This window comes from Vibrio chagasii, from assembly GCF_024347355.1.
In the GTDB taxonomy this organism is placed as follows: domain Bacteria; phylum Pseudomonadota; class Gammaproteobacteria; order Enterobacterales; family Vibrionaceae; genus Vibrio; species Vibrio chagasii.
In genome coordinates this window covers 652,291-676,297 of record NZ_AP025465.1, presented here as the reverse complement: position 1 = coordinate 676,297, position 24,007 = coordinate 652,291, and the positions used below count along the sequence as shown (strand labels likewise).

Here is a 24,007-nt window from a genome sequence, read left to right as displayed (position 1 = left end):
AAACAGACAGTAGATAAAATAATGTGCCGACTTAATCAGCACATTATTCAAACGTTTGGACGTATTATTAACCTAAACGGTAGTTAGGTGCTTCTTTAGTGATTTGAACATCGTGTACGTGAGATTCTTTCATGCCCGCACCAGAGATACGAACAAACTCAGCTTTAGTACGCATGTCTTCAATCGTCGCAGAACCTGTTAGGCCCATGCTTGAACGTAGACCACCCATTTGTTGGTGAACGATCTCTTTTAGACGACCTTTGTATGCGATACGACCTTCAATACCTTCTGGAACAAGCTTGTCTGCAGCGTTGTCAGATTGGAAGTAACGGTCAGAAGAACCTTGAGACATAGCGCCAAGAGAACCCATACCACGGTAAGACTTGTAAGAACGACCGTTGTAAAGGATAACCTCACCTGGTGCTTCTTCAGTACCTGCGAACATTGAACCAACCATCACACAAGATGCGCCAGCAACGATAGCTTTACAGATATCACCAGAGAAGCGGATACCGCCATCTGCGATTACTGGAATACCGTATTCGTTTGCAACTTCCGCTGCGTCTGCAATTGCTGTTACTTGAGGAACACCAACACCAGTAACGATACGAGTTGTACAGATAGAACCAGGGCCGATACCAACTTTAACTGCACTTACACCTGCTTCGATAAGAGCACGAGCGCCAGCGCCAGTTGCTACGTTACCACCGATGATTTGTAGATCTGGGTATGCAGCGCGAGTTTCGCGGATACGGTTAAGTACGCCTTCAGAGTGACCGTGTGAAGAGTCGATAAGTAGAACGTCTACACCAGCTTCAACAAGAGCAGCAACGCGCTCTTCGTTACCAGCGCCAGCGCCAACAGCGGCACCTACACGTAGACTGCCGCGCTCATCTTTACATGCGTTTGGCTTACGTTCTGCTTTATGGAAATCTTTTGCTGTGATCATACCAGTTAGTTGGAACTCATCGTTCACTACCAGTACTTTCTCAACGCGTGCTTCGTGCATTTTCTCTTGCACTTCTTCACGTGTTGCACCTTCTTTAACAGAAGCTAGACGCGATTTAGGCGTCATTACTACGTCAACTTTCTTAGACAAGTCTGTTACGAAGCGAACGTCACGGCCAGTGATGATACCAACCAGTTCGTTTGTTTCAGTCACTACAGGGAAGCCAGCAAAACCGTGCTTCTCAGTCAGGGCAACAACGTCAGCAATCGTTGCGTCAGGGCTTACTGTTACAGGGTGAGAAACCACACCTGCTTCGTAAATTTTAACCTGGCGAACCATTTCAGCTTGTTGCTCGATAGACATGTTCTTGTGGATAAAGCCAATGCCACCTTCTTGCGCGAGTGCGATAGCCAGACGAGCTTCCGTCACGGTATCCATCGACGCAGAAATCATAGGGATGTTCAGTGAAATGTTTTTAGTCAACTGAGTGCGAAGATCAGCTGTGTTTGGGAGAACAGTGGAGTGAGCTGGCACGAGTAGTACGTCATCGAATGTCAGCGCTTCTTTGGCAATTCTTAGCATTTGCAATATCTCACAATTGAGGAGTAGAAAGAAAAATCCGACTTCATCGTTTCGCATAATGAAGTACTTTGGATTAGATATTGCGGAGGGATTATACGCACGGGGAAATCGCTTGGCTACACATTTTTGTATTTTTAATTTGCATTTACCCCCTTGATATGTATTATATTGCCGCTATCTTCCATACTCACGCCCTGTGAGATTCCAAGAAAGACCTCCCTTCAAGGAAAGATAGTGCTTCTATGACTAATCCAAACATCTTTACTGTTTCTCGCCTCAACTCAGAGGTTCGTCTCCTATTAGAAAACGAAATGGGAATAGTGTGGCTCGTTGGTGAAATCTCAAACTTCTCTGCACCTGTCTCTGGTCACTGGTACCTCACCCTTAAAGATTCTCGCGCTCAAGTTAAGTGCGCCATGTTTCGTGGCAATAACCGTCGAGTCACCTTTAGACCTCAAAACGGCAATCAAGTATTAGTTAAAGCTCGCCTGTCTCTCTATGAGCCGCGTGGTGACTATCAACTGATCATCGAAAGCATGCAGCCAGAAGGTGACGGTAAACTTCAACAAGAGTTTGAAAAGCTAAAGATGAACCTCGCCGCAGAAGGGCTCTTCGCTCAATCGAGTAAACAAGCTCTTCCTGAGCACCCAAAGCGCGTTGGTGTTGTTACCTCTAAGACCGGTGCTGCTCTCTACGATATCTTGGACGTACTTAAACGTCGTGATCCTTCGTTACCGGTTGTGGTATACCCAACTATGGTGCAAGGCGAAGAAGCGGCGATTCAAATTGCTCAAGCGATTGGACGTGCTAATGAACGCAATGAGTGTGATGTGTTAATCGTGGGCCGTGGTGGTGGTTCGTTAGAGGACCTTTGGTGCTTCAACAACGAGATCGTTGCTCGCACTATTGCTGCAAGCCAAATCCCGATCATCAGCGCCGTTGGCCACGAAGTGGATGTTACTATTGCCGATTTCGTTGCCGATATGCGCGCCCCTACTCCATCAGCGGCAGCTGAATTGGTTAGCCGTGACAACAGTCATAAAGAGCAAGCTTTCGCCTCTAAACGTGCTCGCTTAGTCAGCGCGATTCGCCACATATTAATCAAGCAAGCGCAGTCGACTCAAACATTGAAACACCGCTTAGAAAGACAGCACCCTAGCTACCAACTGCAAAAACAGAGCCAGCAGCTGGATGATCTAGACATGCGTCTGCGTCGCGGAATGACTCAATACCTAAAGCAGCATGCACAGCGTGTCGAACGCAAACAGCATCAGCTTCAATTGAACTCGCCAGTGAAACGCTTGGGTGAACAAAAACTGCATCTGCAGCGTTCAGAGCAAAAGCTATTAGATGCGATGGATAAAACCCTGCTAACCACTCGCCACCAGCTGGCAATGGCTGCCGAGAAATTAGAGACCGTTAGTCCACTGGCAACCCTAAAGCGTGGTTACAGCATTACTCATTCAGCATCGAGCAAGACGGTGTCATCAATTAACGATGTCGAAGTCGGTGAAGTGATCACCACTCAAGTTGAAGATGGCGTGATTGAGTCGCAAGTGACGGCAAGAGCAACTAAGGGCTAGTTTAGAACTAATTCGAACGTTAAAAACTAGAAAGCCCTATCGATAATCGACAGGGCTTTTTTGTATCTAATAAGAAAACTCAATAAAAGGTTATTCCGCAGGTTGGAACTCGAACTTTACTCTCGACTTAGACTTAAGCTCGTTACAGTCACCATTACAAAAATAGCTCGCGGCACCACAGGCTTGAAGTTTTTCTAACAGGCTGCTGCACTCTGGGCAGAACCCTATTTTAGTAAAATGTGCCTGACAACTTTCACAGTGGTATTGTCCGTCCCAACCAAGCTCTGACTGACACTTAGGGCAGATATTTTCACTCATTAGTATTTCCTAATTCACGACTCTTTTTACAATCTACTACTGCTTGGATTTAGCTTGTTTGATTTGGTACATGTTCTTATCAGCTTGTGCGATCAACTGATCTAACCCCTGTGGATCTTTTTCACAAGCAAGACCAACACTCACTGAGAACTGCACATCATTAATATAAAGCGCTTGTTGTAGTGTTTTCTCTAAACCGTGGTAGAAGCTAACAACGCTATCTTTGTCATCAAAACAAGAGAACACCACAAATTCATCACCACCATAACGGCCTATCTTGGCACACGCTGTCGTAGCATCATCAAGCACTCTAGCAACCGCCAATAGCACATCATCACCAAAGCTGTGACCGTAGGTGTCATTAATTGATTTGAATTTATCGACATCGACAAACAGACACGCCATCACCTTCTGAGCAAAACTGCGCTTGGCCAAGACCTTTTCAGCTTCATTGAACAAGGCACGACGATTCAAGCAATGGGTAAGAGAATCACGATTAGCGAAAAAGTTAAGCTGGTTTTCTAGCTCGTACTTTTCTAATGCTACTGAATATAGAGAAGCGAGCAACTCTAAGATCTCAAGTTCGAATTCATGTGGCTCGGAAATACATTGGCTGTATATAGCGAAAGTACCGAGTACGTGCCCGTTTGAAGAAAGAATTGGTACAGACCAGCACGCATGAAGGTTCGCCTGGGTTGTTAACGCCAAGAAAGGTGCCCAGTTAGGGTGGGTGTTGATGTCTGAGACCATCACTGCTTTTTTAAGCGCAGCAGCCTCACCACACGAACCAATTCCAACACCTATACCAACGCCCTCTATCTGTTGATTATAGAAATCAGGCAAATTTGGAGCATATTCGAGATGCAAAGTCTGGGACTCAGCGTTGAGCAGTAAAATTGAAGCCATACGCTGACCAAAAAGCTGTTCTGTGAGCTCTATGATCTTGCTGTTTAAGTCCTTGCGATCCATCCCAAGGGCAAGCTTCCGAAGCAACCTATTGACTGCTCGGTGGCCTTCTAATAAAAATTGTTGTTCCATTCACTAAAGCTTTCAATTATTTAATCGGGTACAGCCTGTTCTTATGCAAGCTTGTTATTGGTTAATAATAACACACTTAATTACCACGACACACAATCGAAGATCATAGGTTGATCTTTCGCTTTATCTATTTTGATCAGCGATCTACCCCAAAAAGAATATTTATATCACCACATACCGAAAGCATAAGTTACATGTGCTGCATTTCAATTTTAAACAGTTAATTATATTAAAAGTGACAACCCAAAACAGAATAAGCAGCACAAGTCATTTCGATCTATTGCTCAAATCATCGAATTACATGCGTCAGCATTTCAATATTTTGGTCATCTGACTGGGTTAACTTAACGGACAGCGCACCAAATTCTGCGGTATTCCCAATGTGTGTACCACCACAAGGAATGGTCACCTGAGTATCTGCGTCAAGCTGCCACTCCCAGTAACGAGAGTCTGTTAACGCCTCGCCCTCTAACCTCATCGTAACCGCCGTTGGTTGTGCTAACCAAACAGAAATCAGCTCATTAACATAGGCTTCAATGACCTCAAGGTTCGCTAGCATATCTGCCACATTAAGGCCGCGCTTCTTCAAGGTTTTACCCAAGCGATAAGTGTCTTTACATTGTTCAGGCGTTACAAAGCTGGTGACTTGGGCGTAGCTATTAAAGTCATAGCTGCCCAATGGATCTTTGCGGTCTGCATCTTTGCGCCAATAGTTATCAGCTAAGACCTTATTCAACGCTAAGAAGGCGACATGTCCAGCGCTATGGCCACGGCTAAGGCTCGCTTGGTACTCTTTATCAACCGACAACGATACCTGCTCGTTAACACTTATCGTAGAAGCAGATACAGGTAGCTGGTGGACTACCACAAACATCCAACCCTCTGTATCACGCTTAACAGGAATATCTGCTGCTACATAAAGTTTGCCAGTAGATTGTTCTATCGCGCCAACTAAACAATCATCAACGGTATATTGCACGCCACCAAGGTTAATGGTGCCTTTATCTGCTGGGTGATCTGGCCAAATATGGCTAACAGGATGAAAAGGAGTCACATCAGTGATCAAGTAGGTTTTGCTCTCATCACTTTCAACATACAGAACTTTTGCCTCAAGCTGCCAAGTCTGGTGGCAAAATTGGGTGATGGTCGGTGTGATTGCTGCTGGTGTAATCAAGTCGCTCATTGTCATGTCGTTCTTCTTTTGGAATCTAGTCTAGGTCGCTTGCTGATAATTCCTAGCAAGGTGCGGTTATCAGATAACGTAAATTTTGCTTAAAAAAATACCCGAGACAGGCTCGGGTATCAAATCTATTCAAAAGGACTATTTACGTCCTTTAACCATGCTCATCATGCGCTTACGTTTACGCTCTTGAGAGATAGTTAGCTTGTTCGTCTTAGCTTCAAATGGGTTTTCGCTGTTCTGGAATTGAATGCGAATTGGCGTACCCATGATTTCTAGTGAACGACGGTAGTAATTCATCAGGAATCGCTTGTATGAATCTGGCAAGTCACGAACTTGGTTACCGTGGATAACGATAATTGGTGGGTTATAACCACCCGCGTGCGCGTATTTCAGTTTCACACGACGGCCACGAACCATAGGTGGTTGGTGATCATCAGTCGCCATCTTCATGATACGAGTTAGGACAGACGTACCAACACGGGTTGTCGCTGACTTGTAAGCCTCTTGAACCGATTCAAACAAGTGACCAACACCAGTACCGTGAAGTGCCGAGATGAAGTGAATACGTGCGAAATCAACGAAACCTAAACGACGGTCTAGTTCTTTCTTAACGCGCTCTTTCACGTCGTTATCTAGGCCATCCCACTTGTTTACTGCGATCACGATTGAACGACCAGCGTTCAATGCAAAGCCTAGTAAGCTCAAGTCTTGATCTGAGATGTTCTCTCGAGCATCAATCACAAGTAAAACTACGTTCGCATCTTCAACCGCTTTCAACGTTTTAACAACCGAGAACTTCTCTACGGTTTCGTTGATGTTTTTACGACGACGAACACCCGCAGTATCGATCAGAACGTATTCACGCTCATCACGGCTCATTGGGATGTAGATAGAATCACGAGTAGTACCAGGCATATCGTAAACAACCACACGCTCTTCACCTAGGATACGGTTAGTTAGCGTTGATTTACCTACGTTTGGACGACCAATAATAGCAAGCTTGATTGGCTGATCTTGCAGACGCTTGAACTCTTGTTCCGCTTCTTCTTCAGTGAAATCAACCTGTTCTGCTTCTTCGTCTTCAAATTCTGTTAGATCGCTAATTTCACCCTGCTCAGCTTTAAGTGCTTCAGCAAATGGGTTTAGAGCAAGATCAATCAGTGCTGTAACACCACGACCGTGCGCTGCAGCGATTTGGTACATGTCTTCTACACCTAGCTGCCAGAAGTCAGCACTTGCTGCATCAGGGTCAATACCATCAACCTTGTTTACTACAAGCATTGAAGGCTTTTCTAGTTGGCGAAGGTGCTTCGCGATAGCAACGTCAGATGGTGTTAGACCAGCACGGCCATCTACCATGAACAGCACAACATCAGCTTCGTCAATCGCCGCTAATGACTGCTCTGCCATTTTAGTTTCAACACCTTCTTCAGTACCGTCGATACCACCAGTGTCGATAACAATAAACTCATGCTCACCAAGTTGAGCATGGCCATATTTACGGTCACGCGTTAAGCCAGGGAAATCCGCAACCAATGCATCACGAGTTCGAGTCAATCGGTTAAACAACGTAGATTTACCTACGTTCGGACGCCCTACTAGAGCAACAACAGGTACCATAACAACCTCTACAATTTCTTCTCTTAATGTAGTTATAGGTAAGCACTTGTTCGTAAGTTTAAACTCTTACCTATAACCACATGGTTTATTAATTTTTAACAACAAAACGGCTCCTGGCTGTTACCAACCAGGAGCCGACTGTGAATTATATCACGCTTTTATTGGCTAATCGTCAGTTTCTTTACATCGCCGTTGCGAGTCGTCACTAAGTAGCCTTCAGGCAGTTCAATTGGCGCTACAGCAAAGCCGCTGTCATCAACCAACTGCTGAGCAACAAACTCACCCGTTGAGCGATCTAACCAGTGTAGATAACCTTCTGTATCACCCACCACAACGTATCCGTTAATGATAGCAGGTGCTGTCAGTAAGCGGTTTTCTAGCAATGGAGTACTCCACAGTTCGGTACCGCTACGAGCATCTACTGCAACTACATGATCCTTATCTGTTACAAGGAACAAACGGCTGCCGTCACTTGCTAAATCAATCGCTGACGAGTAGTTACGTTTCCAAACTGGCTTACCAGAGCGTAGATCAATGGCAATCAACTGACCGTTAATACCAACGGTGTACAAAGTACCACCCAGTACTACTGGCGATGCATCCACATCAACCAAGCGATCAATTTCCGTCGCGCCCTTTGGTGTACCAACAGGTTGTTGCCAAATTAACTGACCACGCTCAACAATAGCTGCTGCTAGACGACCATTTGCCGTCCCCCAGAACACACCACCAGAAACTGCAACAGGAGCACTGTCGCCACGTAGTGTCAGGCTTGGAACTTCAGTACTGATTGTCCACTTCTGTTCACCGGTCTCTTGGTCTAGCGCGAGCATCATGCCGCGGCTAGTATGAACCAATACCATATTGTTGTCAGTGGCAGGAGATGCTAGCACCTCACCGTTTACCGATACACGCCACAGCTCTTCGCCAGTCGATTCATCCAGTGCGATTACTTCACCGTTTTCAGAACCAACAAACACTTTGCCGTAAGCTGCAGTTAAGCCACCAGACAAACGAGCCAACACATCTTTCTCAAGATCTGTTTTCCACAGCTCTTTACCTGTTTCAGGATCAAGCGCTTTAACCAGACCTTCACGGCTTGCAACAAACACTTTGTCGTAAGCCAGCTCCGGTGTCAGTTTTGAAAAGTAGTGACCAACACCATCACCAACCGAGGTCGACCATTCCTGTTTAGGAGTGAACTCACTGTTTACCGTTGGTACTGGCGCCATGATTACGGTGTCTTCTTCACCCGCACAGCCAGCTAATAGGCCAAGAGCAATCGCACACAACGCCGCTTTTGGAAACATCTTCTTCATTCAAAGCGCCTTATTTAGCTAGGTCGTCAAGTTTGATTTGAAGCGTTTGGCTCGCATCAACAGCTTGCTGTGCTTCTGTGTAAGCACTGTATGCTGCGTCTGTGTCGCCTTTACGAAGTGAGATATCACCACGTAGTTCAGCCACGCGGCCTTTCCAAGATTCGTCCGTTACTGCAGCAAGATCAGACAACGCAGCATCGAATTCACCTTGTTCAGCTTTGATACGAGCAACACGGTAAGTCAGTAGTGGCGAAAGTGCCGCATCCTTAGTTGCCGCTTTTGCCCACTCTAGCTGTTCAAGTGCTGCAGATAATTCACCCGCTTGTACTTGTACTTTTGCTAGCTGCATCGCTGCAAGTACTGAGTACTCAGCATCTTTATTTGCATCGATAAAAGCTTGAATATCAGATTGAGCATCAACGCCTTTTGCATCTAAAGCAGAGATCACTGTCGTATAGCTTTCTGAAGCAGCTTCACGCGCCTCAACTACTGAATCTTGGTAGTAGCGCCAACCGAATAGACCACCTAAACCAATAACCGCACCGAAGATTACGGCTTTACCGTTCTCTTTCCACCAATCTTTAATGGCTTCAACCTGCTGCTCTTCGCTATCGTAAAGTTCCACTTCCTGTCCTCTTTAATTCTTTAAACGCCAGCATAGTGCTGACGTTAATATTCGTTATGAGCGTTTGCTCTAAGGCTAATTAGATTAGCGCAGCTACTTTTGCAGCAACGTCTGCTTGGGCAACAACTTCTTGTTCACCACCAACCAGATCTTTCAATACCACAGTGTTGTCTGCTACTTCGTTTTCACCCAGTACCAGAGCAACTACAGCACCTACTTTGTCTGCACGTTTGAATTGCTTCTTGAAGCTACCACCACCGAAGTGGCTCATTACACGTACACCTTCAACGGTATCACGTAATTGATTCGCTAATTGCATGCCCGCGATCATTGTGCCTTCACCAGCCGCAACCATGTAAACATCAACACTGCGACGAACTTCTGTAAGCTCTAGCGTTTCCATCATTAGGACTAGACGCTCTAGGCCCATTGCGAAACCAACAGCTGGTGTTGCTTTACCGCCAAGTTGCTCAACAAGACCGTCGTAACGACCACCGCCACATACGGTACCTTGAGCACCTAGGCTTTCAGTGATCCACTCAAATACTGTACGGTTGTAGTAGTCCAAACCACGTACTAGACGCTCGTTAACTTGGTATTCGATACCAACGGCATCAAGAAGTTCACACAAACCAGCAAAATGTTGCTTCGACTCTTCACCTAAGTATTCAGAAAGTCGGGGTGCGTCACCTAAGATAGCTTGAACGTCTGGGTTCTTAGTATCTAGTACACGAAGTGGGTTTGTGTGCATGCGACGTTTACAATCTTCGTCTAGCACATCAATGTGCTGTTCAAGGAAAGCAACAAGTGCTGTACGGTAGTTCGCGCGATCTTCAGTAGAACCGATTGAGTTCAGCTCTAGACGAACGTGCTTGTCGATGCCTAGCTCACGCCATAGACGCGCAGTCATCATGATAAGTTCTGCGTCAACGTCTGGACCGTCTAGGCCAAACACTTCCACGCCACATTGATGGAATTGACGGTAGCGACCTTTTTGAGGGCGCTCGTGACGGAACATTGGGCCCATGTACCATAGGCGTTGCTCATCACGGTTAATAAGGCTGTTTTGGATGCATGAACGTACACAACCAGCTGTGCCTTCTGGACGTAGCGTTAGACTATCGCCGTTACGGTCATCAAAGGTGTACATCTCTTTTGAAACAACGTCTGTCTCTTCACCCACTGCGCGGCTAAATAGGTTTGTTTCTTCAACGATAGGCATACGCACTTCGTTGTAACCGTGTGCACTCACCACGTTTTTCACTGCGTTTTCTACTTTCTGCCACAGTGGTGATTGAGTCGGTAGGCAGTCGTTCATGCCTCGGATTGCTTGGATATTTTTAGCCACAATATTTATTCCGTAATTTCTCACGACCAGGTGTTGATGCGAATAGACAACCGCACCTCATCGCGTTTTATTAATCTTCTAGGTTTTCTACATCAATGCGATTTGCTTTATCAAGCACTGATGCTTTTGCTCGAATCTTAGCTTCAAGCTGATCAACAAGGTCGTTATTATCAAAGCGCTCTTTCTGACGCTTACCATCTTCGTAAAAGGCACTCTTACGAGCACTACCCGCTAGACCTAGATGAGATACTTCCGCTTCACCTGGTCCGTTCACCACACAACCGATAATAGAAACATCCATTGGGGTAATTACGTCTTCTAGACGCTCTTCAAGCGCGTTTACGGTGTTAATAACATCAAACTCTTGACGAGAACAGCTCGGACACGCGATGAAGTTGATACCGCGCGAGCGAATGCGCAAAGATTTAAGAATATCGAAGCCAACTTTAATCTCTTCAACAGGATCCGCCGCTAGCGAGATACGTAGCGTATCGCCAATACCTTCAGAAAGAAGCATACCTAAGCCAACAGAAGACTTAACCGCACCAGCACGAGCACCACCAGCTTCGGTAATACCAAGGTGAAGCGGTTGATCAATCTGTTTCGCCAGTAAACGGTATGAACCTACAGCTAGGAATACGTCAGATGCTTTAACGCTCACTTTAAATTGATCAAAGTTGAGACGGTCTAAGATATCTACGTGACGCATTGCTGATTCAACAAGCGCTTCTGCTGTTGGCTCTGTGTATTTCTCTTGGATCTCTTTTTCAAGAGAACCACCGTTAACACCAATACGAATCGGAATATTCATATCACGAGCACAATCAACAACTGAGCGGATACGGCTTTCGTTGCCGATGTTACCTGGGTTGATACGCAAACAATCTACACCGTATTCAGCCACTTTCAGCGCGATACGGTAGTCAAAGTGAATGTCAGCGACCAAAGGAACAGAAACCTGCTGCTTGATTTGCCTAAATGCTTCAGCGGCATCCATAGTCGGTACAGATACGCGAACGATATCAGCGCCCACATTTTCCAGAGCTCGGATCTGAGCAACGGTCGCGGCTACGTCTGTTGTTCTTGTGTTGGTCATGGATTGCACAGCAATAGGTGCACCATCACCGATCGGCACATCACCCACATAAATACGGGTTGATTTGCGACGAATAATAGGAGATTCGTGTTGCATATTAACTCTAAGGTAAGGTTATTCTGGCTACTTTGCCTGAAGTATACCCAGAAAGGTCGACAGGTTCACTTGCAAATGTCATTGATACGCCTTCTGGCGCACCTAGAATCACTTTATATGGCGCAATTCCTGATAGATTTAGTGACTGACCCGCTTTTTTGATGCCCGTTGACAAGGTTTTGCCGGTCGCATCTTTAACTTGAATCCAACAGTCTGCAGTAAACTGCATCGTTAGCGCTTTGGTTGCTACTTCCGGTGTTGGCGTTGTTTCAGGAGCAGGTGTTGCTTCAACGGTTTCTAATTCAACAGCTAGTTCTACGTCGACTGCTGGTTGTTCATCAGTCACGTCAAGTGCAGCTGAAGTATTTGCCGCATCACTGATTGCAGCAAGGCCTTCAGTATCTTCAATCACAGAAGCCGCTGCGTCGTTCTGCTCAGCTTCAATCACTTCTAAAGAGGCGAACTCAGGGTCCAACGACTCTTCCACCGCAAGCTCTTCTGAGCCTTCAATGTTAGCCAGAGATTGAGATAGGGTGTCTTGTTGTTGATTCTGCCACCACCACAGTGAAGATATACCGACGATAACTGCAAAGATACCCCAAGTGAGCAGCATGATACGGCTGTTGTGCTTTTCTGTTTTCGTCTTGCGAGAAAAGCTCAGCATTTCTTGATCTTCATGTTGAGCATCACCGGAATGGCGAAGCGCGTTCAATACCACTTTTTCATCAAGATTGACGTATTTCGCGTATGAACGGATGTAACCACGCATAAAGGTTGCGACTTGGTCTGACTCAAATTGGTTTTCTTCAATTTGTTGAATTAAAGAGATGCGTAGTTTTAGGCGATCCGAGATCTGCTTTTGTGTTAAACCAAGAGCTTCTCGTTGATTTTTCAGTAGCGTCCCTGCTTCTAGAGCTGGAGCGATTGGTTCTTGCGCTTGTGTGTCGTGTTCTGTGTTCATAGAGAGTGAACTTCTAAAATATTATCGCAGGTCGACGAGAGCGTTTTTTATTGTCGTTTAAGCTCATTCTAGCAACCCACTTATGTGGAATTTGTCCTGTTACCCAACTCATCAACCCTTAAAGACGAACGACATGCATTTTATTATTAGTGACGTTCTCAGGAAGCTAGTTTATCAAGTAGCCAACCTAAATAGACATATTGATTATCAGTAACAAGCGAGCACTTAAATTAATTTAAGATTAGTTAATCATAAGCTAATGCCATTACAAGGCAAAAATACTTTCAACAAAATTTACCGTCAGCTCATGGTTTTGTCCAAAAATTGACGAAAAATGTAAGAAAGCGTGGGCAAGAAGTCCAAAAAATAGAAAACGAAGTCCCAAAAACGCAACAAGCCAGAAGTAATACTTCTGGCTTGTTTAGATTCAAATCGCGTTTTATACCGCTTTTACTTCAATCACACCACCGGCAACCAAGTTAGCTTCTGATGCTGCTTTAAGCATTTTAGTACGCTTAGTTCTATCGATAACATCACCAACCAACTGGCCACATGCTGCATCAATATCATCACCACGCGTTTTACGAACCGTTACTGTGTAGTCGTATTCCATTAGCGTTTTTTGGAAGCGGTCAATACGAGAGTTGCTTGGCTTCTTGTATGGTGAACCTGGGTAAGGGTTAAATGGAATCAGGTTAATCTTACATGGCGTATCTTTCATTAGCTCTGCAAGTTCACGAGCGTGGTCCATATCATCATTTACATGATCCAATAGAACGTACTCTACCGTTACTTTACCGCGGTTGGCATTTGAAGAGGCAATGTAGCGACGAACAGACGCTAGGAAATCTTGGATATCCCAACGGTCGTTGATCGGCATGATTTGGCTACGAAGTTCATCGTTTGGCGCGTGTAGAGAAATAGCTAGTGCTACGTCGATGTTATCTGTCATTTGGTCAAGGCCAGATACAACACCTGAAGTAGATACTGTTACGCGACGCTTAGACAGTGCAAAACCTAGGTCATCAAGCATGATCTCTAATGATGGCATTAGGTTTTTCATGTTTAGTAGCGGCTCGCCCATACCCATCATTACAACGTTAGTAATTGGACGACGACCAGTCTCTTTCTCTAGACCGATTTCACGAGCAGCACGCCAGATTTGACCCACGATCTCAGAAACTTTTAAGTTGCGGTTAAAGCCTTGTTGAGCTGTCGAGCAGAATTTACACTCTAGTGCACAACCAACCTGTGAAGATACACACAGCGTTGCACGGTCACCGTCTGGGATGTATACCGTCTCAACGTCTTGGTCGCCAACGCTCATCGCCCATTTAATTGTGCCGTCTGAAGAGTGTTGAGCTTCAGAAACAACAGGTGCAACAATTTCACAGCGGCGTTGAAGTTTTTCACGCAGCTTTTTGTTGATGTTGTTCATGTTTTCGAAGTCATCGACACCGAAGTGATACATCCACTTCATCACTTGATCTGCGCGAAAAGCTTTCTCATTCAATTCTTCTGTGAAAAATTTACGAAGACCTTTACGATCAAAATCGAGTAGATTGACTTTAGCTGTGGTCATGATGCCTCTCAATGACGGAACAATAATTAAGGGCGCGAATTGTACAGCCTTTACGCATGTTCAACAAGGGCTGTAAAACCCTGTGTTTACTAAGACATTCAAACTTAAGTGATTAAAATTTACACAACCACCTTTCATTACTTACAATTCAGGAAATAAGAACAAGATTCCCGACTGCACTCCTTCATCGCTTTCGGGAATGACGTAAAAACTCACTCAGTAACTTTCCATTCATAGTCGTCTGCTCACCAGTTCCTCTAACCTCGTCATTCCAGAACTGAGGGACGACGTATCTGGGATCTCCAACAACAACTGAGATTCCCGACTGCGCTCCTCCGTCGCTATCGGGAATGACGTGAAAACTTACTCAGTAACTTCTCATTCATAGTCGTCAGGTCACCAGTTCCTCAAACCTCGTCATTCCAGAATCGAGGGACGAGATATCTGGAATCTCCAACAACTGGTGAAGATGCCCGACTACGCTCCTTCGTCGCTTTCGGGAATGACGTGAAAACTTGCTCAGTAACTTTCCATTCATAGTCATAAGTTCACTAGTCCCTCAAATCTCGTCATTCCAGAACTGAGGAACGAAGTATCTGGAATCTCCAACAACGAATAGAGATTCCCGACTACGCTCCTTCGTCGCTTTCGGGAATGACGTAAAAACTTGCTCAGTAACTTTCCATTCATAGTCTCTGGTCACCAGTTCCTCAAACCTCGTCATTCCAGAACTGAGGAACGAAGTATCTGGAATCTCCAACAACGAATAGAGATTCCCGACTACGCTCCTTCGTCGCTATCGGGAATGACGTAAATACTTACTCAGTCACTTTCCATTCATAGTCATCAGGTCACCAGTTTTTAAAACCTCGTCATTCCAGAATCGAGGAACGAGATATCTGGAATCTCCAACCACAATTGAGATTCCCAACTGCGCTCCTGCGTCACTATCGGGAATGACGACTAGGTAAACTATCTCTAACGTAAAATCCACATACAAAAAAGGCCTCACCGAAGTGAAGCCTTTAGAATCATTTGCTGTGTCGCTTATTGAGCTGGACGTGGGCAAATCTCAGATTCAGGGAAGAAGAACTCGATTTCACGAGCTGCAGACTCTGGGCTGTCGCTACCGTGTACTGAGTTGTAACGCATGCTGATTGCGTAATCAGCGCGGATCGTGCCGCATGCCGCTTCTTCTGGGTTTGTTTTGCCCATAAGTTCACGGTAACGAGCAATTGCGTTTTCGCCTTCAAGTACTTGAACCATGATAGGACCAGAAGTCATGAACTCTTTTAGTGGACCAAAGAATTCTTTGCCTTCGTGTTCCGCGTAGAAGCCGCTCGCTTGCTCTTCAGTCAGACGAACCATCTTAGCAGCGATGATTTCTAGGCCTGCTTTTTCGATGCGGTGGTAGATTTCACCAACAAGGTTACGTTTAACTGCATCCGGCTTAACAATTGAGAACGTTCTTTCTAGAGCCATAGGGATTCCTTCACTTCATTTTTTTGTTATTAAATACTGAAATTACTAAGATCATTCGATCTAAGTTAATCAATGAGCGGTACCGAAACACCGCTCATCGTTATTATTATTTTGCTTGGTCGATAAGAATGCGAGCCAGTGTGCGAACACCCATGCCTGTTGCACCTGCCGCCCACTTATCACTTGGAGATTTACGGTAAGTACCCGCGCAATCCATGTGCATCCAGCCTTTTTTGTAGTCATCTACGAAGTAAGACAGGAACGCAGCAGCCGTGCTTGCACCAGGAGTGTAATCACCCGTGCTGATGTTCGAAAGGTCAGCAAAGTTTGAAGGCAGCATACCACGGTGGAAGTCCGCAAGAGGCAGTGGCCACAGGCCTTCTTTCTCTTGGTTAGCCGCCGTTAGTGCTTGGTGAGCCAGCTCGTCATCGAAGCTCATTAGTGCGTGGTAGTCGTTACCCAGTGCGTTTTTAGCAGCGCCCGTTAGCGTTGCACAGTCGATGATAAGCTCAGGATTTTGCTCACTTGCGTACATCAGGCCATCAGCTAGAACTAAACGACCTTCTGCGTCGGTGTTCATGATCTCAACCGTCTTACCGTTCTTGTACGTGATGATATCGCCAAGCTTCAATGCACGGCCAGAGATCATGTTCTCTGCACAACATAGGATAAGCTTGATGCGCTTGTTAAGGCCACGCTCAATCGCAAGACCTAAACCACCAGTGATAGTCGCTGCGCCACCCATGTCTGCTTTCATTGCAGTCATGAACTGACCTGGCTTAATGCTGTAACCGCCTGAGTCGAAAGTAATACCTTTACCAACTAGACAGGCAAATACAGGCGCGTTTTCGTCGCCTGTTGGGTTGAAGTCCAGTTGAAGCATTGCTGAAGTACGCTCAGAGCCGCGGCCTACCGCGTAGATGCCTTCCCAACCTTCTGTTAGTAGGTCTTTGTCTTTAACGATTTTCGCTTTAACTGTGCCTTCAGGTGCGACTGACTTAATGTATTCAGCTGCCATTGTCGCCAATTGGCGAGGTGCAACTTCTTCAGCCGTTTTATTGATAATGTCACGCGTCCAATCTGTCGCACGGATACGCGCTTCTAGCTCAGCTTGGTCAGCTTCTGGCAGTGCATCCCACTCCAATGCATTCTTTTTCTTTGGTCCACGGTAACCTTGATTGAAAGCCCATACGCTTTCTAGGTCCCAACCTTCACCACTTAGCGAAACGAATGAAATACCTTGTCCGTCAAGTGTGCGACCTGCGCGTTGAACAGCACCAAGATCGTGGCCTTCACCAATGTGAATTGTCGCTCCTACTTCCGAGAACGATAAAATAGCTTTTGCTCCCCACTGAGGCTGGGCAGCTTCTTGACTTAAAAATACTGACATCTGTGTAGACATGATTTCTCCTTGTCTGAGAACCACCTTACTTGAGTGATCCTGATTATTTTTTATTAACGCACTGATGTTAGCATTATGTAGAAGTAAAATGTCATTTTGATAAAAAAACGGACCATAAGGTCCGCTTTTTTTAGTAAGAATTGTTAACTTGGCTGCGTTTTATATGGGGTTGATTTCACTCCATAGCCAAATCATCGATGTGATGATTAATCCATCTCATCCATCCAGCACAAAATAATAGCCTCTAAGATCTTTTCGTTCGAGTGATTAGGCTCGTCATCAAACTCTTCAAGGTCTAATACCCACTGATGTAGGTCGGTAAAACGTACCGTTTTAGGATCAGTATCAGGGTACAAATCACATAACTCAATTGCGATATCGCGAGAATCAATCCACTTCAAGCTCATAACACTTCCTTATATTTATCAGAGACACTTAGTCACTTTTATGATCTATATTCTAGGCCAGTTTTGCTAAATCGTTATCTCAGTCATGGCGAAAACCACCATGACTGTAGAGTAATTCTTAGTGATCTTCAGATGCTAGGTTCAAGGTGTACTTTGGAATCTCAACAACAAGGTCTTCATCAGCGACTTTCGCTTGGCAACCTAGGCGAGATTCCATTTCTAAGCCCCATGCTTTATCAAGCATATCGTCTTCTAGGTCATCACTCTCTTCTAAAGAATCGAAACCTTCACGGATCACAACGTGACATGTTGTACATGCACACGATTTTTCACATGCGTGCTCAATACCAATACCGGCCTTCAACGCTACATCAAGAACCGTTTCACCAGTTTTTGCTTCTAAAACAGCGCCTTCTGGACATAGATCTTCGTGAGGTAAAACAATAATCTTTGGCATGTTTATCTATTCTCTAACTATTAAATATTATCGACTGACTGACCTGACAGTGCAGCACGAATTGATTTATCCATACGACGTGAAGCAAAGTCTTGGCTCGCTTTGTCGGTATTCTTAATTTCTTGTTCAATGGCATCAGCACTGTCGCCGTTGCGCACTTCAATCAGCGTTTCAATGGCTTGTAGCAGCTGTTGTTTCTCTTGCTCGTTAAGCAGCTCGTCACCGTCAGCTTGCATTGCAGCGATCAGGCCTTCAATAACACGATCCGCTTCTACGCGTTGTTCCGCAAGAGCACGCGCTTGCATGTCTTCTTTCGCAAACGTCATAGAGTCTTTCAGCATGTTAGCAACTTCATCATCGCTCAGGCCGTAAGAAGGCTTCACTTGGATTTCAGCTTGAACACCAGTGCTCTTTTCCATAGCTGTTACAGACAACAGGCCATCAGCATCCACTTGGTAAGTCACACGAATATGCGCTGCACCAGCAGCCATAGGTGGAATGCCCTTCAGAGCAAAACGAGCCAGTGAGCGACAATCGTCAACCATTTCACGTTCGCCTTGAACGGTGTGTACTGTCATTGCAGTTTGACCGTCTTTGAACGTAGTAAATTCTTGTGCGCGAGCTACTGGGATCGTGGTGTTACGCGGAATGATCTTTTCTACTAGGCCACCCATGGTTTCGATACCTAGCGAAAGTGGGATTACGTCTAGTAGCAACATTTCTGAATCAGGTTTGTTACCTACTAGAATATCCGCTTGAATTGACGCACCAATCGCAACCACTTCATCAGGGTTAATGCTGGTTAATGGCGTACGACCAAAGAAGTCACCCACCATTTCACGTACTAGTAATGTACGAGTTGAACCACCAACCATGACTACTTCTAGCACTTCATCCGCATCAACTTCTGCATCTTTTAGAGCACGACGACATGAAAGTAGCGTTTTCTTAACTAGAGGCTTGATGATCTCTTCAAACTCTTCACGAGTTAATGAACCAGACCAACCTAATACTTCAACATCAACACTTTCTGATTCAGACAAGCCAATTTTAGCTTCTGTTGCTGCATCTAGAAGCGCACGGTTTTGCTCAGCAGTTAGCTCTGATAATCCCATTTGCTCTTTGAAATGATCAGCGACAAGGTGGTCAAAATCATCACCGCCTAGTGCAGAGTCACCGCCAGTAGCTAGAACTTCAAAGACACCTTTAGACAAGCGTAAAATAGAGATATCAAACGTACCGCCGCCTAAGTCGTAAACCGCGATCACCCCTTCTTTGCCTGAATCCAGACCGTAAGCAATCGCTGCCGCCGTTGGTTCATTTAGAAGACGTAATACATGAAGACCAGCCAGCTGCGCCGCGTCTTTAGTACCAGCACGTTGTGCATCATCGAAATACGCAGGAACAGTAATCACCGCACCAGATAGCTCACCGCCTAATGTAGATTCAGCACGTTGACCGAGTGCTTTCAGAATATCTGCAGACACTTGAATCGGGTTCTTGTTGCCTTGCTCTGTACGGATCACAGGCAGACCATTATCACTTTCTTCAAACTGATATGGCAGAGATGGGTATCGTTGCTGAATATCAGCCAGTGAGCGACCAATCAATCGCTTAACTGAGATAATGGTATTTTTAGGATCAGTCTGTGCATTTGCACGAGCTTCATCACCAGTCGTATGTGAGTCTGACTGATAGTGAACAACGGAAGGCAGAATGCTACGACCATCTTGATCAACGAGCGTGCTCGCTTCACCACTGCGCACTGACGCAACCAATGAATTTGTTGTACCTAAATCAATACCCACAGCAAGCTTATGCTGGTGAGGAGCGGCGCTTTGCCCTGGTTCTGCAATCTGAAGTAGTGCCATGGATGTGTCCTTGTTGTACCAACTAGCCGATCAAACGATCTTCAACTAGCTCGATTTCATTCTTTAATTTTGCAATAAACTTTAGCTTTCTTACTCGGTCTGCTGCTTCTAACCAAGCCTGGCTGTCGAGTTCTTGTTGGATAGCGCTTAATTGTTGTTTATACATTTTGCTAACCTTTCCTTCAAATGCAAACAATGCATCTTCCGGGTCAGAACTGTCGGCGATGTCTTCAAGCTCTTCACGCAGTTCCATTTGCTCCATAAGGAACATTGGGTCTTGCATGGTTTGCTGCTCGCCGCGAATATCCTCACCATGTTGTACTAACAGGTATTCAGCGCGGCTGATTGGATTCTTCAGCACCTGATACGCATCGTTAATTTGTGCTGCTTTTTGTACGGCTAGCAAGCGATCTCGCTCAGAAGCTGTAGCAAATTTATCAGGATGGAATTGGCGTTGCAGATCTCTAAACTGAGAAGAAAGAAGGCTACCATCCAGCTGGAACTGAAGTGGTAGCCCAAATAATTCGAAATGATTCATGTAACGGTGGTCCTAAGTTTAGGCTCTGAATCAGAGCCTAATTTTATTCTTCGCTCACTATAAACGTTCTACGATTGAAGCGTTTATACGTTGAAGCTCTCACCACAACCACATTCGCCTTTCGCGTTAGGGTTGTTGAATTCAAAACCTTCGTTTAGGCCTTCTTTTACGTAATCAAGCTCCGTACCGTCTAGGTAAACTAAGCTTTTTGGATCAATGATGACCTTCACACCTGAATGCTCGAACACTTGGTCTTCTTCGTTAAGCTCGTCAACGAATTCTAGTACATACGCCATACCCGAACAGCCAGTGGTTTTAACCGCTAAGCGCAACCCGATACCTTTACCTCGGTTATCTAGGAAAGCTTGAACTCGGCTTGCCGCCGTCTCTGTCATGGTGATGGCCATACTACAACCTTGTGTTTTATATAAAATTGAGAACTCAGGGGGAGCACAAAGGGTGCTCCCAAATATTGCTTATTATTGGTGATTACTTTTAGAAACGATTAACGCTTCTTTTTGTAATCCGCAACTGCTGCTTTGATTGCATCTTCAGCAAGAATTGAACAGTGAACTTTCACTGGTGGCAACTCAAGCTCTTCTGCGATTTCAGAGTTTTTGATAGCAGCCGCTTCATCAATGCTTTTACCTTTAACCCACTCAGTGACTAGTGAGCTAGAAGCGATTGCGCTACCACAACCGTAAGTCTTGAATTTCGCGTCTTCGATAATACCTTCTGGTGTTACCTTGATTTGCAGTTTCATTACGTCACCACAAGCTGGTGCGCCAACCATGCCGCTACCTACACTTGGGTCTTCTTTATCAAACGAACCTACGTTACGTGGGTTTTCGTAGTGATCAATTACTTTTTCGCTATATGCCATAATAGTTACCTCGAATCCTCTATTTCCGTGAGATTAGTGATGTGCCCACTCAACAGTGTTCAAATCAATCCCTTCTTTATACATATCCCATAGAGGAGACATGTCGCGTAATTTGTTTACCGCTACACGGATTTGTGCAATCGCGTAGTCGATTTCTTCTTCCGTTGTGAAACGGCCGAATGAGAAACGTACTGAGCTGTGTGCCAGTTCATCGTTTAGACCAAGAGCACGTAGAACGTACGATGGCTCTAGACTTGCTGATGTACATGCAGAACCCGATGATACTGCTAGGTCTTTTAGAGACATAAGCAGAGACTCACCTTCAACGAAAGCAAAGCTCACGTTTAGGTTGTGTGGTACACGTTGGTCTAAGTCACCGTTTACTGTTACCGCTTCTAGATCCTGAACACCTTTCAGTAGGCGATCACGAAGTGCTAGTGCGTGATCGTAATCTTTCTGCATGTCTTGCTTAGCAACAGCACACGCTTCGCCCATACCCACGATTTGGTGAGTAGCAAGCGTACCAGAGCGGAAACCACGCTCATGACCGCCACCGTGCATTTGCGCTTCAAGACGAATACGAGGCTTACGACGAACGTAAAGTGCACCGATACCTTTAGGACCATACATCTTGTGAGCTGAAAGTGAGATTAGGTCAACTTTAGTCTCTTTTACGTCTAGTGGGATTTTACCCGCAGACTGAGCTGCATCAACGTGGAAGATGATCTTGCGAGAACGACATAGTTCGCCGATTGCATTGATATCTTGGATAACGCCGATTTCGTTGTTTACGTGCATGATAGAAACAAGAACTGTGTCTTCACGCATTGCAGCTTGTAGCTTGTCTAGATCGATGATGCCGTTTGCTTCTGGCTCTAGGTAAGTTACCTCGAAGCCTTCACGTTCTAGTTGACGACATGGATCAAGAACCGCTTTGTGTTCTGTTTTGCACGTGATTACGTGCTTACCTTTCTTCTCGTAAAAGTGCGCTGCACCTTTAATAGCAAGGTTATCTGACTCTGTAGCACCAGAAGTAAAAACAATTTCACGTGGGTCTGCATTTAGTAGGTCAGCAATTTGCTCACGAGCATTATCTACTGCTTCTTCTGCCTGCCAGCCGTAACGGTGTGAACGAGATGCAGGGTTACCGAAGTTACCGTCCATCGTCATGCACTGAACCATTTTCTCAGCAACTCGTGGATCGACTGGACATGTAGCTGAATAGTCAAAGTAAATAGGCAGTTTCATTTTCTACTCCAATGTAAAAACTGACCGCTATGAGCGGGCATTAACACCCTGAGGTGCTGCACTAATCGTTGTAGTGCTCGTATTTTTATGTGCAAAACTATTGTTAACCGCAAGATCAATATCTTGGCGATCAGAAATCTCTAAAACTTCGTTATCTTTCATCAGCTCACCGAGCGTAATGTCGTTTAAGAAGCTGCTGATTCGGGAGCTTAAATCACGCCAAAGAGTGTGAGTTAAACAGCGACTACCACCTTGGCAATCTGCTCGACCGTGACACTTAGTTGCATCTACTGATTCGTCAACTGCTGCAATCACAGTTCCGACAGCGATGTCACCCGCTTCAGCGCCAAGACGGTAACCACCACCTGGGCCACGAACACTAGCAACTAAGCCAGCTTTACGTAACTTAGAAAAAAGTTGCTCTAAGTAAGATAACGAGATGCCTTGTCGCTCTGAGATGTCAGCCAGAGGAACTGGGCTTTTTTGCGAATGCAGTGCTACATCTAGCATAGCCGTTACCGCATATCTTCCTTTAGATGTAAGTTTCATATCACACCGTATCCACATTGTTTATGTGGTTGGAATCTTCCCATACCTGACTAAATTGGTCAAGTATTTTACCTGACTATTTTAGTCAGGTATTCATCCTTGCGGCGAGCATGGTTTTTACTGGCTATTTTTGCTCTTCTCGATAGAGGTCAAAATACCACGAAGCGTGTTGATCTCTTGAAGTTCTGGACGCGCACGACTAAACAGGCGACGTAACTTATTCATCACCTGACCAGGCTTATCCTTAGAGATAAATTGGGTATCGATGATGACTTTTTCAAGGTGTTCGTAGAACATTTCTAGTTCTTCGTGACGAGGGTACTCATCTTGTGGCTGAGGCTTGTATTGGCTAGCCACCATATCTAGATGAGCAACACGAACTTCGTAGCTCAGCGTCTGTACAGCCATCGCCAGGTTTAGCGAGCTGTATTCCGGGTTTGCAGGAATACATACGTGGTAATGACACTTTTGTAGTTCTTCATTCGTTAGGCCTGTGCGCTCACGACCGAAAACTAATGCTACAGGGTGCTTTTGACCTTCAACGGCAAACTTTTCACCACACTCACGAGGCTCAAGCATTGGCCATTCAAGGGTACGTGAACGAGCACTTGAACCGACAACCAAACCGCAGTCTTTTACGGCTTCATCTAATGTAGAAACAATAACCGCATTTTCAGCGATGTCACCAGCACCAGCAGCCAGTGCTAAGGTCTGCTCGTCAACTTCACACTGAGGGTCTACAAGAACTAACTGACTTAAACCCATCACTTTCATTGCGCGAGCTGCTGATCCGATATTTCCCGAATGAGACGTACCAACCAGAACGACTTTTACATTGTCTAACATGCTATATGACACCACTTTAAAAAT

23 protein-coding genes are annotated in these 24,007 nt (G+C 45.3%); 1 reads left to right on the top strand and 22 read right to left on the bottom strand.

From position 1 onward, the window contains the following. Positions 1-67 precede the first annotated feature (67 nt). On the bottom strand, positions 68-1,531 hold the full coding sequence (gene guaB, locus OCV52_RS02980; protein ID WP_004740320.1) for an IMP dehydrogenase: 1,464 nt from the start codon (positions 1,529-1,531) through the stop codon (positions 68-70). Between the two features lie 242 nt (positions 1,532-1,773). Here guaB and xseA point away from each other — a divergent pair, with 242 nt between their 5' ends. Next, a complete protein-coding gene (gene xseA, locus OCV52_RS02975) occupies positions 1,774-3,114 on the top strand; it encodes an exodeoxyribonuclease VII large subunit (RefSeq protein WP_137408165.1) in 1,341 nt (446 codons plus the stop codon). Positions 3,115-3,204: 90 nt separating this feature from the next. Here xseA and OCV52_RS02970 read toward each other — a convergent pair whose 3' ends face one another. From OCV52_RS02970 to trmJ, 21 genes are all read right to left on the bottom strand, one after another. Further along, the gene (locus OCV52_RS02970) at positions 3,205-3,432 is read right to left on the bottom strand and encodes a zinc ribbon domain-containing protein (protein ID WP_137408164.1); all 228 of its coding nucleotides are present in this window, start codon (positions 3,430-3,432) and stop codon (positions 3,205-3,207) included. A 36-nt stretch (positions 3,433-3,468) separates the two neighbouring features. After that, positions 3,469-4,470: a sensor domain-containing diguanylate cyclase gene (locus tag OCV52_RS02965; protein WP_137408163.1), complete on the bottom strand. Its 1,002-nt coding sequence runs from the start codon at positions 4,468-4,470 to the stop codon at positions 3,469-3,471. Between the two features lie 289 nt (positions 4,471-4,759). Continuing rightward, a complete protein-coding gene (locus tag OCV52_RS02960) occupies positions 4,760-5,659 on the bottom strand; it encodes an alanyl-tRNA editing protein (RefSeq protein ID WP_137408162.1) in 900 nt (299 codons plus the stop codon). A gap of 132 nt (positions 5,660-5,791) precedes the next feature. After that, the gene (gene der, locus OCV52_RS02955; protein WP_004740325.1) at positions 5,792-7,273 is read right to left on the bottom strand and encodes a ribosome biogenesis GTPase Der; all 1,482 of its coding nucleotides are present in this window, start codon (positions 7,271-7,273) and stop codon (positions 5,792-5,794) included. A gap of 158 nt (positions 7,274-7,431) precedes the next feature. After that, complete coding sequence (gene bamB, locus OCV52_RS02950) at positions 7,432-8,592, bottom strand: outer membrane protein assembly factor BamB (protein WP_004740326.1); 1,161 nt, start codon at positions 8,590-8,592, stop codon at positions 7,432-7,434. 10 nt (positions 8,593-8,602) lie between these two features. After that, positions 8,603-9,217 (bottom strand): YfgM family protein, encoded by a 615-nt coding sequence (locus OCV52_RS02945; protein ID WP_008222763.1) that lies wholly within the window; start codon positions 9,215-9,217, stop codon positions 8,603-8,605. A gap of 79 nt (positions 9,218-9,296) precedes the next feature. After that, a complete protein-coding gene (gene hisS, locus OCV52_RS02940) occupies positions 9,297-10,565 on the bottom strand; it encodes a histidine--tRNA ligase (protein WP_063522634.1) in 1,269 nt (422 codons plus the stop codon). A gap of 70 nt (positions 10,566-10,635) precedes the next feature. Then, positions 10,636-11,757 carry a flavodoxin-dependent (E)-4-hydroxy-3-methylbut-2-enyl-diphosphate synthase gene (gene ispG, locus OCV52_RS02935; protein WP_137408161.1) on the bottom strand — a complete coding sequence of 374 codons (1,122 nt, stop codon included), beginning with the start codon at positions 11,755-11,757 and terminating at the stop codon, positions 10,636-10,638. A gap of 7 nt (positions 11,758-11,764) precedes the next feature. Next, positions 11,765-12,718, bottom strand: coding sequence for a cytoskeleton protein RodZ (gene rodZ / locus OCV52_RS02930; protein WP_137408160.1), 954 nt, complete (start codon positions 12,716-12,718; stop codon positions 11,765-11,767). 439 nt (positions 12,719-13,157) lie between these two features. Then, on the bottom strand, positions 13,158-14,300 hold the full coding sequence (locus tag OCV52_RS02925; RefSeq protein ID WP_008222760.1) for a bifunctional tRNA (adenosine(37)-C2)-methyltransferase TrmG/ribosomal RNA large subunit methyltransferase RlmN: 1,143 nt from the start codon (positions 14,298-14,300) through the stop codon (positions 13,158-13,160). Between the two features lie 1,047 nt (positions 14,301-15,347). After that, positions 15,348-15,782 (bottom strand): nucleoside-diphosphate kinase, encoded by a 435-nt coding sequence (ndk, locus tag OCV52_RS02920; protein WP_008222758.1) that lies wholly within the window; start codon positions 15,780-15,782, stop codon positions 15,348-15,350. 106 nt (positions 15,783-15,888) lie between these two features. Beyond that, a complete protein-coding gene (pepB, locus tag OCV52_RS02915; protein ID WP_137408159.1) occupies positions 15,889-17,184 on the bottom strand; it encodes an aminopeptidase PepB in 1,296 nt (431 codons plus the stop codon). Between the two features lie 206 nt (positions 17,185-17,390). Beyond that, complete coding sequence (gene iscX, locus OCV52_RS02910) at positions 17,391-17,591, bottom strand: Fe-S cluster assembly protein IscX (protein WP_004740335.1); 201 nt, start codon at positions 17,589-17,591, stop codon at positions 17,391-17,393. A 118-nt stretch (positions 17,592-17,709) separates the two neighbouring features. After that, a complete protein-coding gene (gene fdx / locus OCV52_RS02905; RefSeq protein ID WP_004740336.1) occupies positions 17,710-18,048 on the bottom strand; it encodes an ISC system 2Fe-2S type ferredoxin in 339 nt (112 codons plus the stop codon). Between the two features lie 20 nt (positions 18,049-18,068). Then, entirely contained in the window at positions 18,069-19,919 is a 1,851-nt protein-coding gene (hscA, locus tag OCV52_RS02900) for a Fe-S protein assembly chaperone HscA (protein ID WP_061033299.1), read from the bottom strand. 22 nt (positions 19,920-19,941) lie between these two features. Further along, positions 19,942-20,457 (bottom strand): co-chaperone HscB, encoded by a 516-nt coding sequence (hscB, locus tag OCV52_RS02895; RefSeq protein WP_008222752.1) that lies wholly within the window; start codon positions 20,455-20,457, stop codon positions 19,942-19,944. An 83-nt stretch (positions 20,458-20,540) separates the two neighbouring features. Next, positions 20,541-20,864 carry an iron-sulfur cluster assembly protein IscA gene (iscA, locus tag OCV52_RS02890; protein ID WP_061033300.1) on the bottom strand — a complete coding sequence of 108 codons (324 nt, stop codon included), beginning with the start codon at positions 20,862-20,864 and terminating at the stop codon, positions 20,541-20,543. Positions 20,865-20,962: 98 nt separating this feature from the next. Then, a complete protein-coding gene (gene iscU, locus OCV52_RS02885; protein WP_004740340.1) occupies positions 20,963-21,340 on the bottom strand; it encodes a Fe-S cluster assembly scaffold IscU in 378 nt (125 codons plus the stop codon). Positions 21,341-21,373: 33 nt separating this feature from the next. After that, entirely contained in the window at positions 21,374-22,588 is a 1,215-nt protein-coding gene (locus OCV52_RS02880) for an IscS subfamily cysteine desulfurase (protein WP_137408158.1), read from the bottom strand. A 27-nt stretch (positions 22,589-22,615) separates the two neighbouring features. Beyond that, positions 22,616-23,137, bottom strand: a complete 522-nt coding sequence (gene iscR, locus OCV52_RS02875) for a Fe-S cluster assembly transcriptional regulator IscR (RefSeq protein WP_137408157.1) — start codon at positions 23,135-23,137, stop codon at positions 22,616-22,618. Positions 23,138-23,254: 117 nt separating this feature from the next. Next, a complete protein-coding gene (trmJ, locus tag OCV52_RS02870) occupies positions 23,255-23,983 on the bottom strand; it encodes a tRNA (cytosine(32)/uridine(32)-2'-O)-methyltransferase TrmJ (RefSeq protein WP_061033301.1) in 729 nt (242 codons plus the stop codon). Positions 23,984-24,007 lie beyond the last annotated feature (24 nt).

What these genes read in the sequence shown, in the direction of transcription:
- iscR (WP_137408157.1), bottom strand. Translation starts at nt 23,137, where the DNA reads ATGAAACTTACATCTAAAGGAAGATATGCGGTAACGGCTATGCTAGAT.
- der (WP_004740325.1), bottom strand. Translation starts at nt 7,273, where the DNA reads ATGGTACCTGTTGTTGCTCTAGTAGGGCGTCCGAACGTAGGTAAATCT.
- hscA (WP_061033299.1), bottom strand. Translation starts at nt 19,919, where the DNA reads ATGGCACTACTTCAGATTGCAGAACCAGGGCAAAGCGCCGCTCCTCAC.
- fdx (WP_004740336.1), bottom strand. Translation starts at nt 18,048, where the DNA reads ATGCCAAAGATTATTGTTTTACCTCACGAAGATCTATGTCCAGAAGGC.
- trmJ (WP_061033301.1), bottom strand. Translation starts at nt 23,983, where the DNA reads ATGTTAGACAATGTAAAAGTCGTTCTGGTTGGTACGTCTCATTCGGGA.
- OCV52_RS02925 (WP_008222760.1), bottom strand. Translation starts at nt 14,300, where the DNA reads ATGACCACAGCTAAAGTCAATCTACTCGATTTTGATCGTAAAGGTCTT.
- iscU (WP_004740340.1), bottom strand. Translation starts at nt 21,340, where the DNA reads ATGGCATATAGCGAAAAAGTAATTGATCACTACGAAAACCCACGTAAC.
- pepB (WP_137408159.1), bottom strand. Translation starts at nt 17,184, where the DNA reads ATGTCTACACAGATGTCAGTATTTTTAAGTCAAGAAGCTGCCCAGCCT.
- hscB (WP_008222752.1), bottom strand. Translation starts at nt 20,457, where the DNA reads ATGAATCATTTCGAATTATTTGGGCTACCACTTCAGTTCCAGCTGGAT.
- ispG (WP_137408161.1), bottom strand. Translation starts at nt 11,757, where the DNA reads ATGCAACACGAATCTCCTATTATTCGTCGCAAATCAACCCGTATTTAT.
- xseA (WP_137408165.1), top strand. Translation starts at nt 1,774, where the DNA reads ATGACTAATCCAAACATCTTTACTGTTTCTCGCCTCAACTCAGAGGTT.
- rodZ (WP_137408160.1), bottom strand. Translation starts at nt 12,718, where the DNA reads ATGAACACAGAACACGACACACAAGCGCAAGAACCAATCGCTCCAGCT.
- ndk (WP_008222758.1), bottom strand. Translation starts at nt 15,782, where the DNA reads ATGGCTCTAGAAAGAACGTTCTCAATTGTTAAGCCGGATGCAGTTAAA.
- OCV52_RS02970 (WP_137408164.1), bottom strand. Translation starts at nt 3,432, where the DNA reads ATGAGTGAAAATATCTGCCCTAAGTGTCAGTCAGAGCTTGGTTGGGAC.
- iscA (WP_061033300.1), bottom strand. Translation starts at nt 20,864, where the DNA reads ATGGCCATCACCATGACAGAGACGGCGGCAAGCCGAGTTCAAGCTTTC.
- OCV52_RS02880 (WP_137408158.1), bottom strand. Translation starts at nt 22,588, where the DNA reads ATGAAACTGCCTATTTACTTTGACTATTCAGCTACATGTCCAGTCGAT.
- OCV52_RS02960 (WP_137408162.1), bottom strand. Translation starts at nt 5,659, where the DNA reads ATGACAATGAGCGACTTGATTACACCAGCAGCAATCACACCGACCATC.
- OCV52_RS02965 (WP_137408163.1), bottom strand. Translation starts at nt 4,470, where the DNA reads ATGGAACAACAATTTTTATTAGAAGGCCACCGAGCAGTCAATAGGTTG.
- bamB (WP_004740326.1), bottom strand. Translation starts at nt 8,592, where the DNA reads ATGAAGAAGATGTTTCCAAAAGCGGCGTTGTGTGCGATTGCTCTTGGC.
- guaB (WP_004740320.1), bottom strand. Translation starts at nt 1,531, where the DNA reads ATGCTAAGAATTGCCAAAGAAGCGCTGACATTCGATGACGTACTACTC.
- iscX (WP_004740335.1), bottom strand. Translation starts at nt 17,591, where the DNA reads ATGAGCTTGAAGTGGATTGATTCTCGCGATATCGCAATTGAGTTATGT.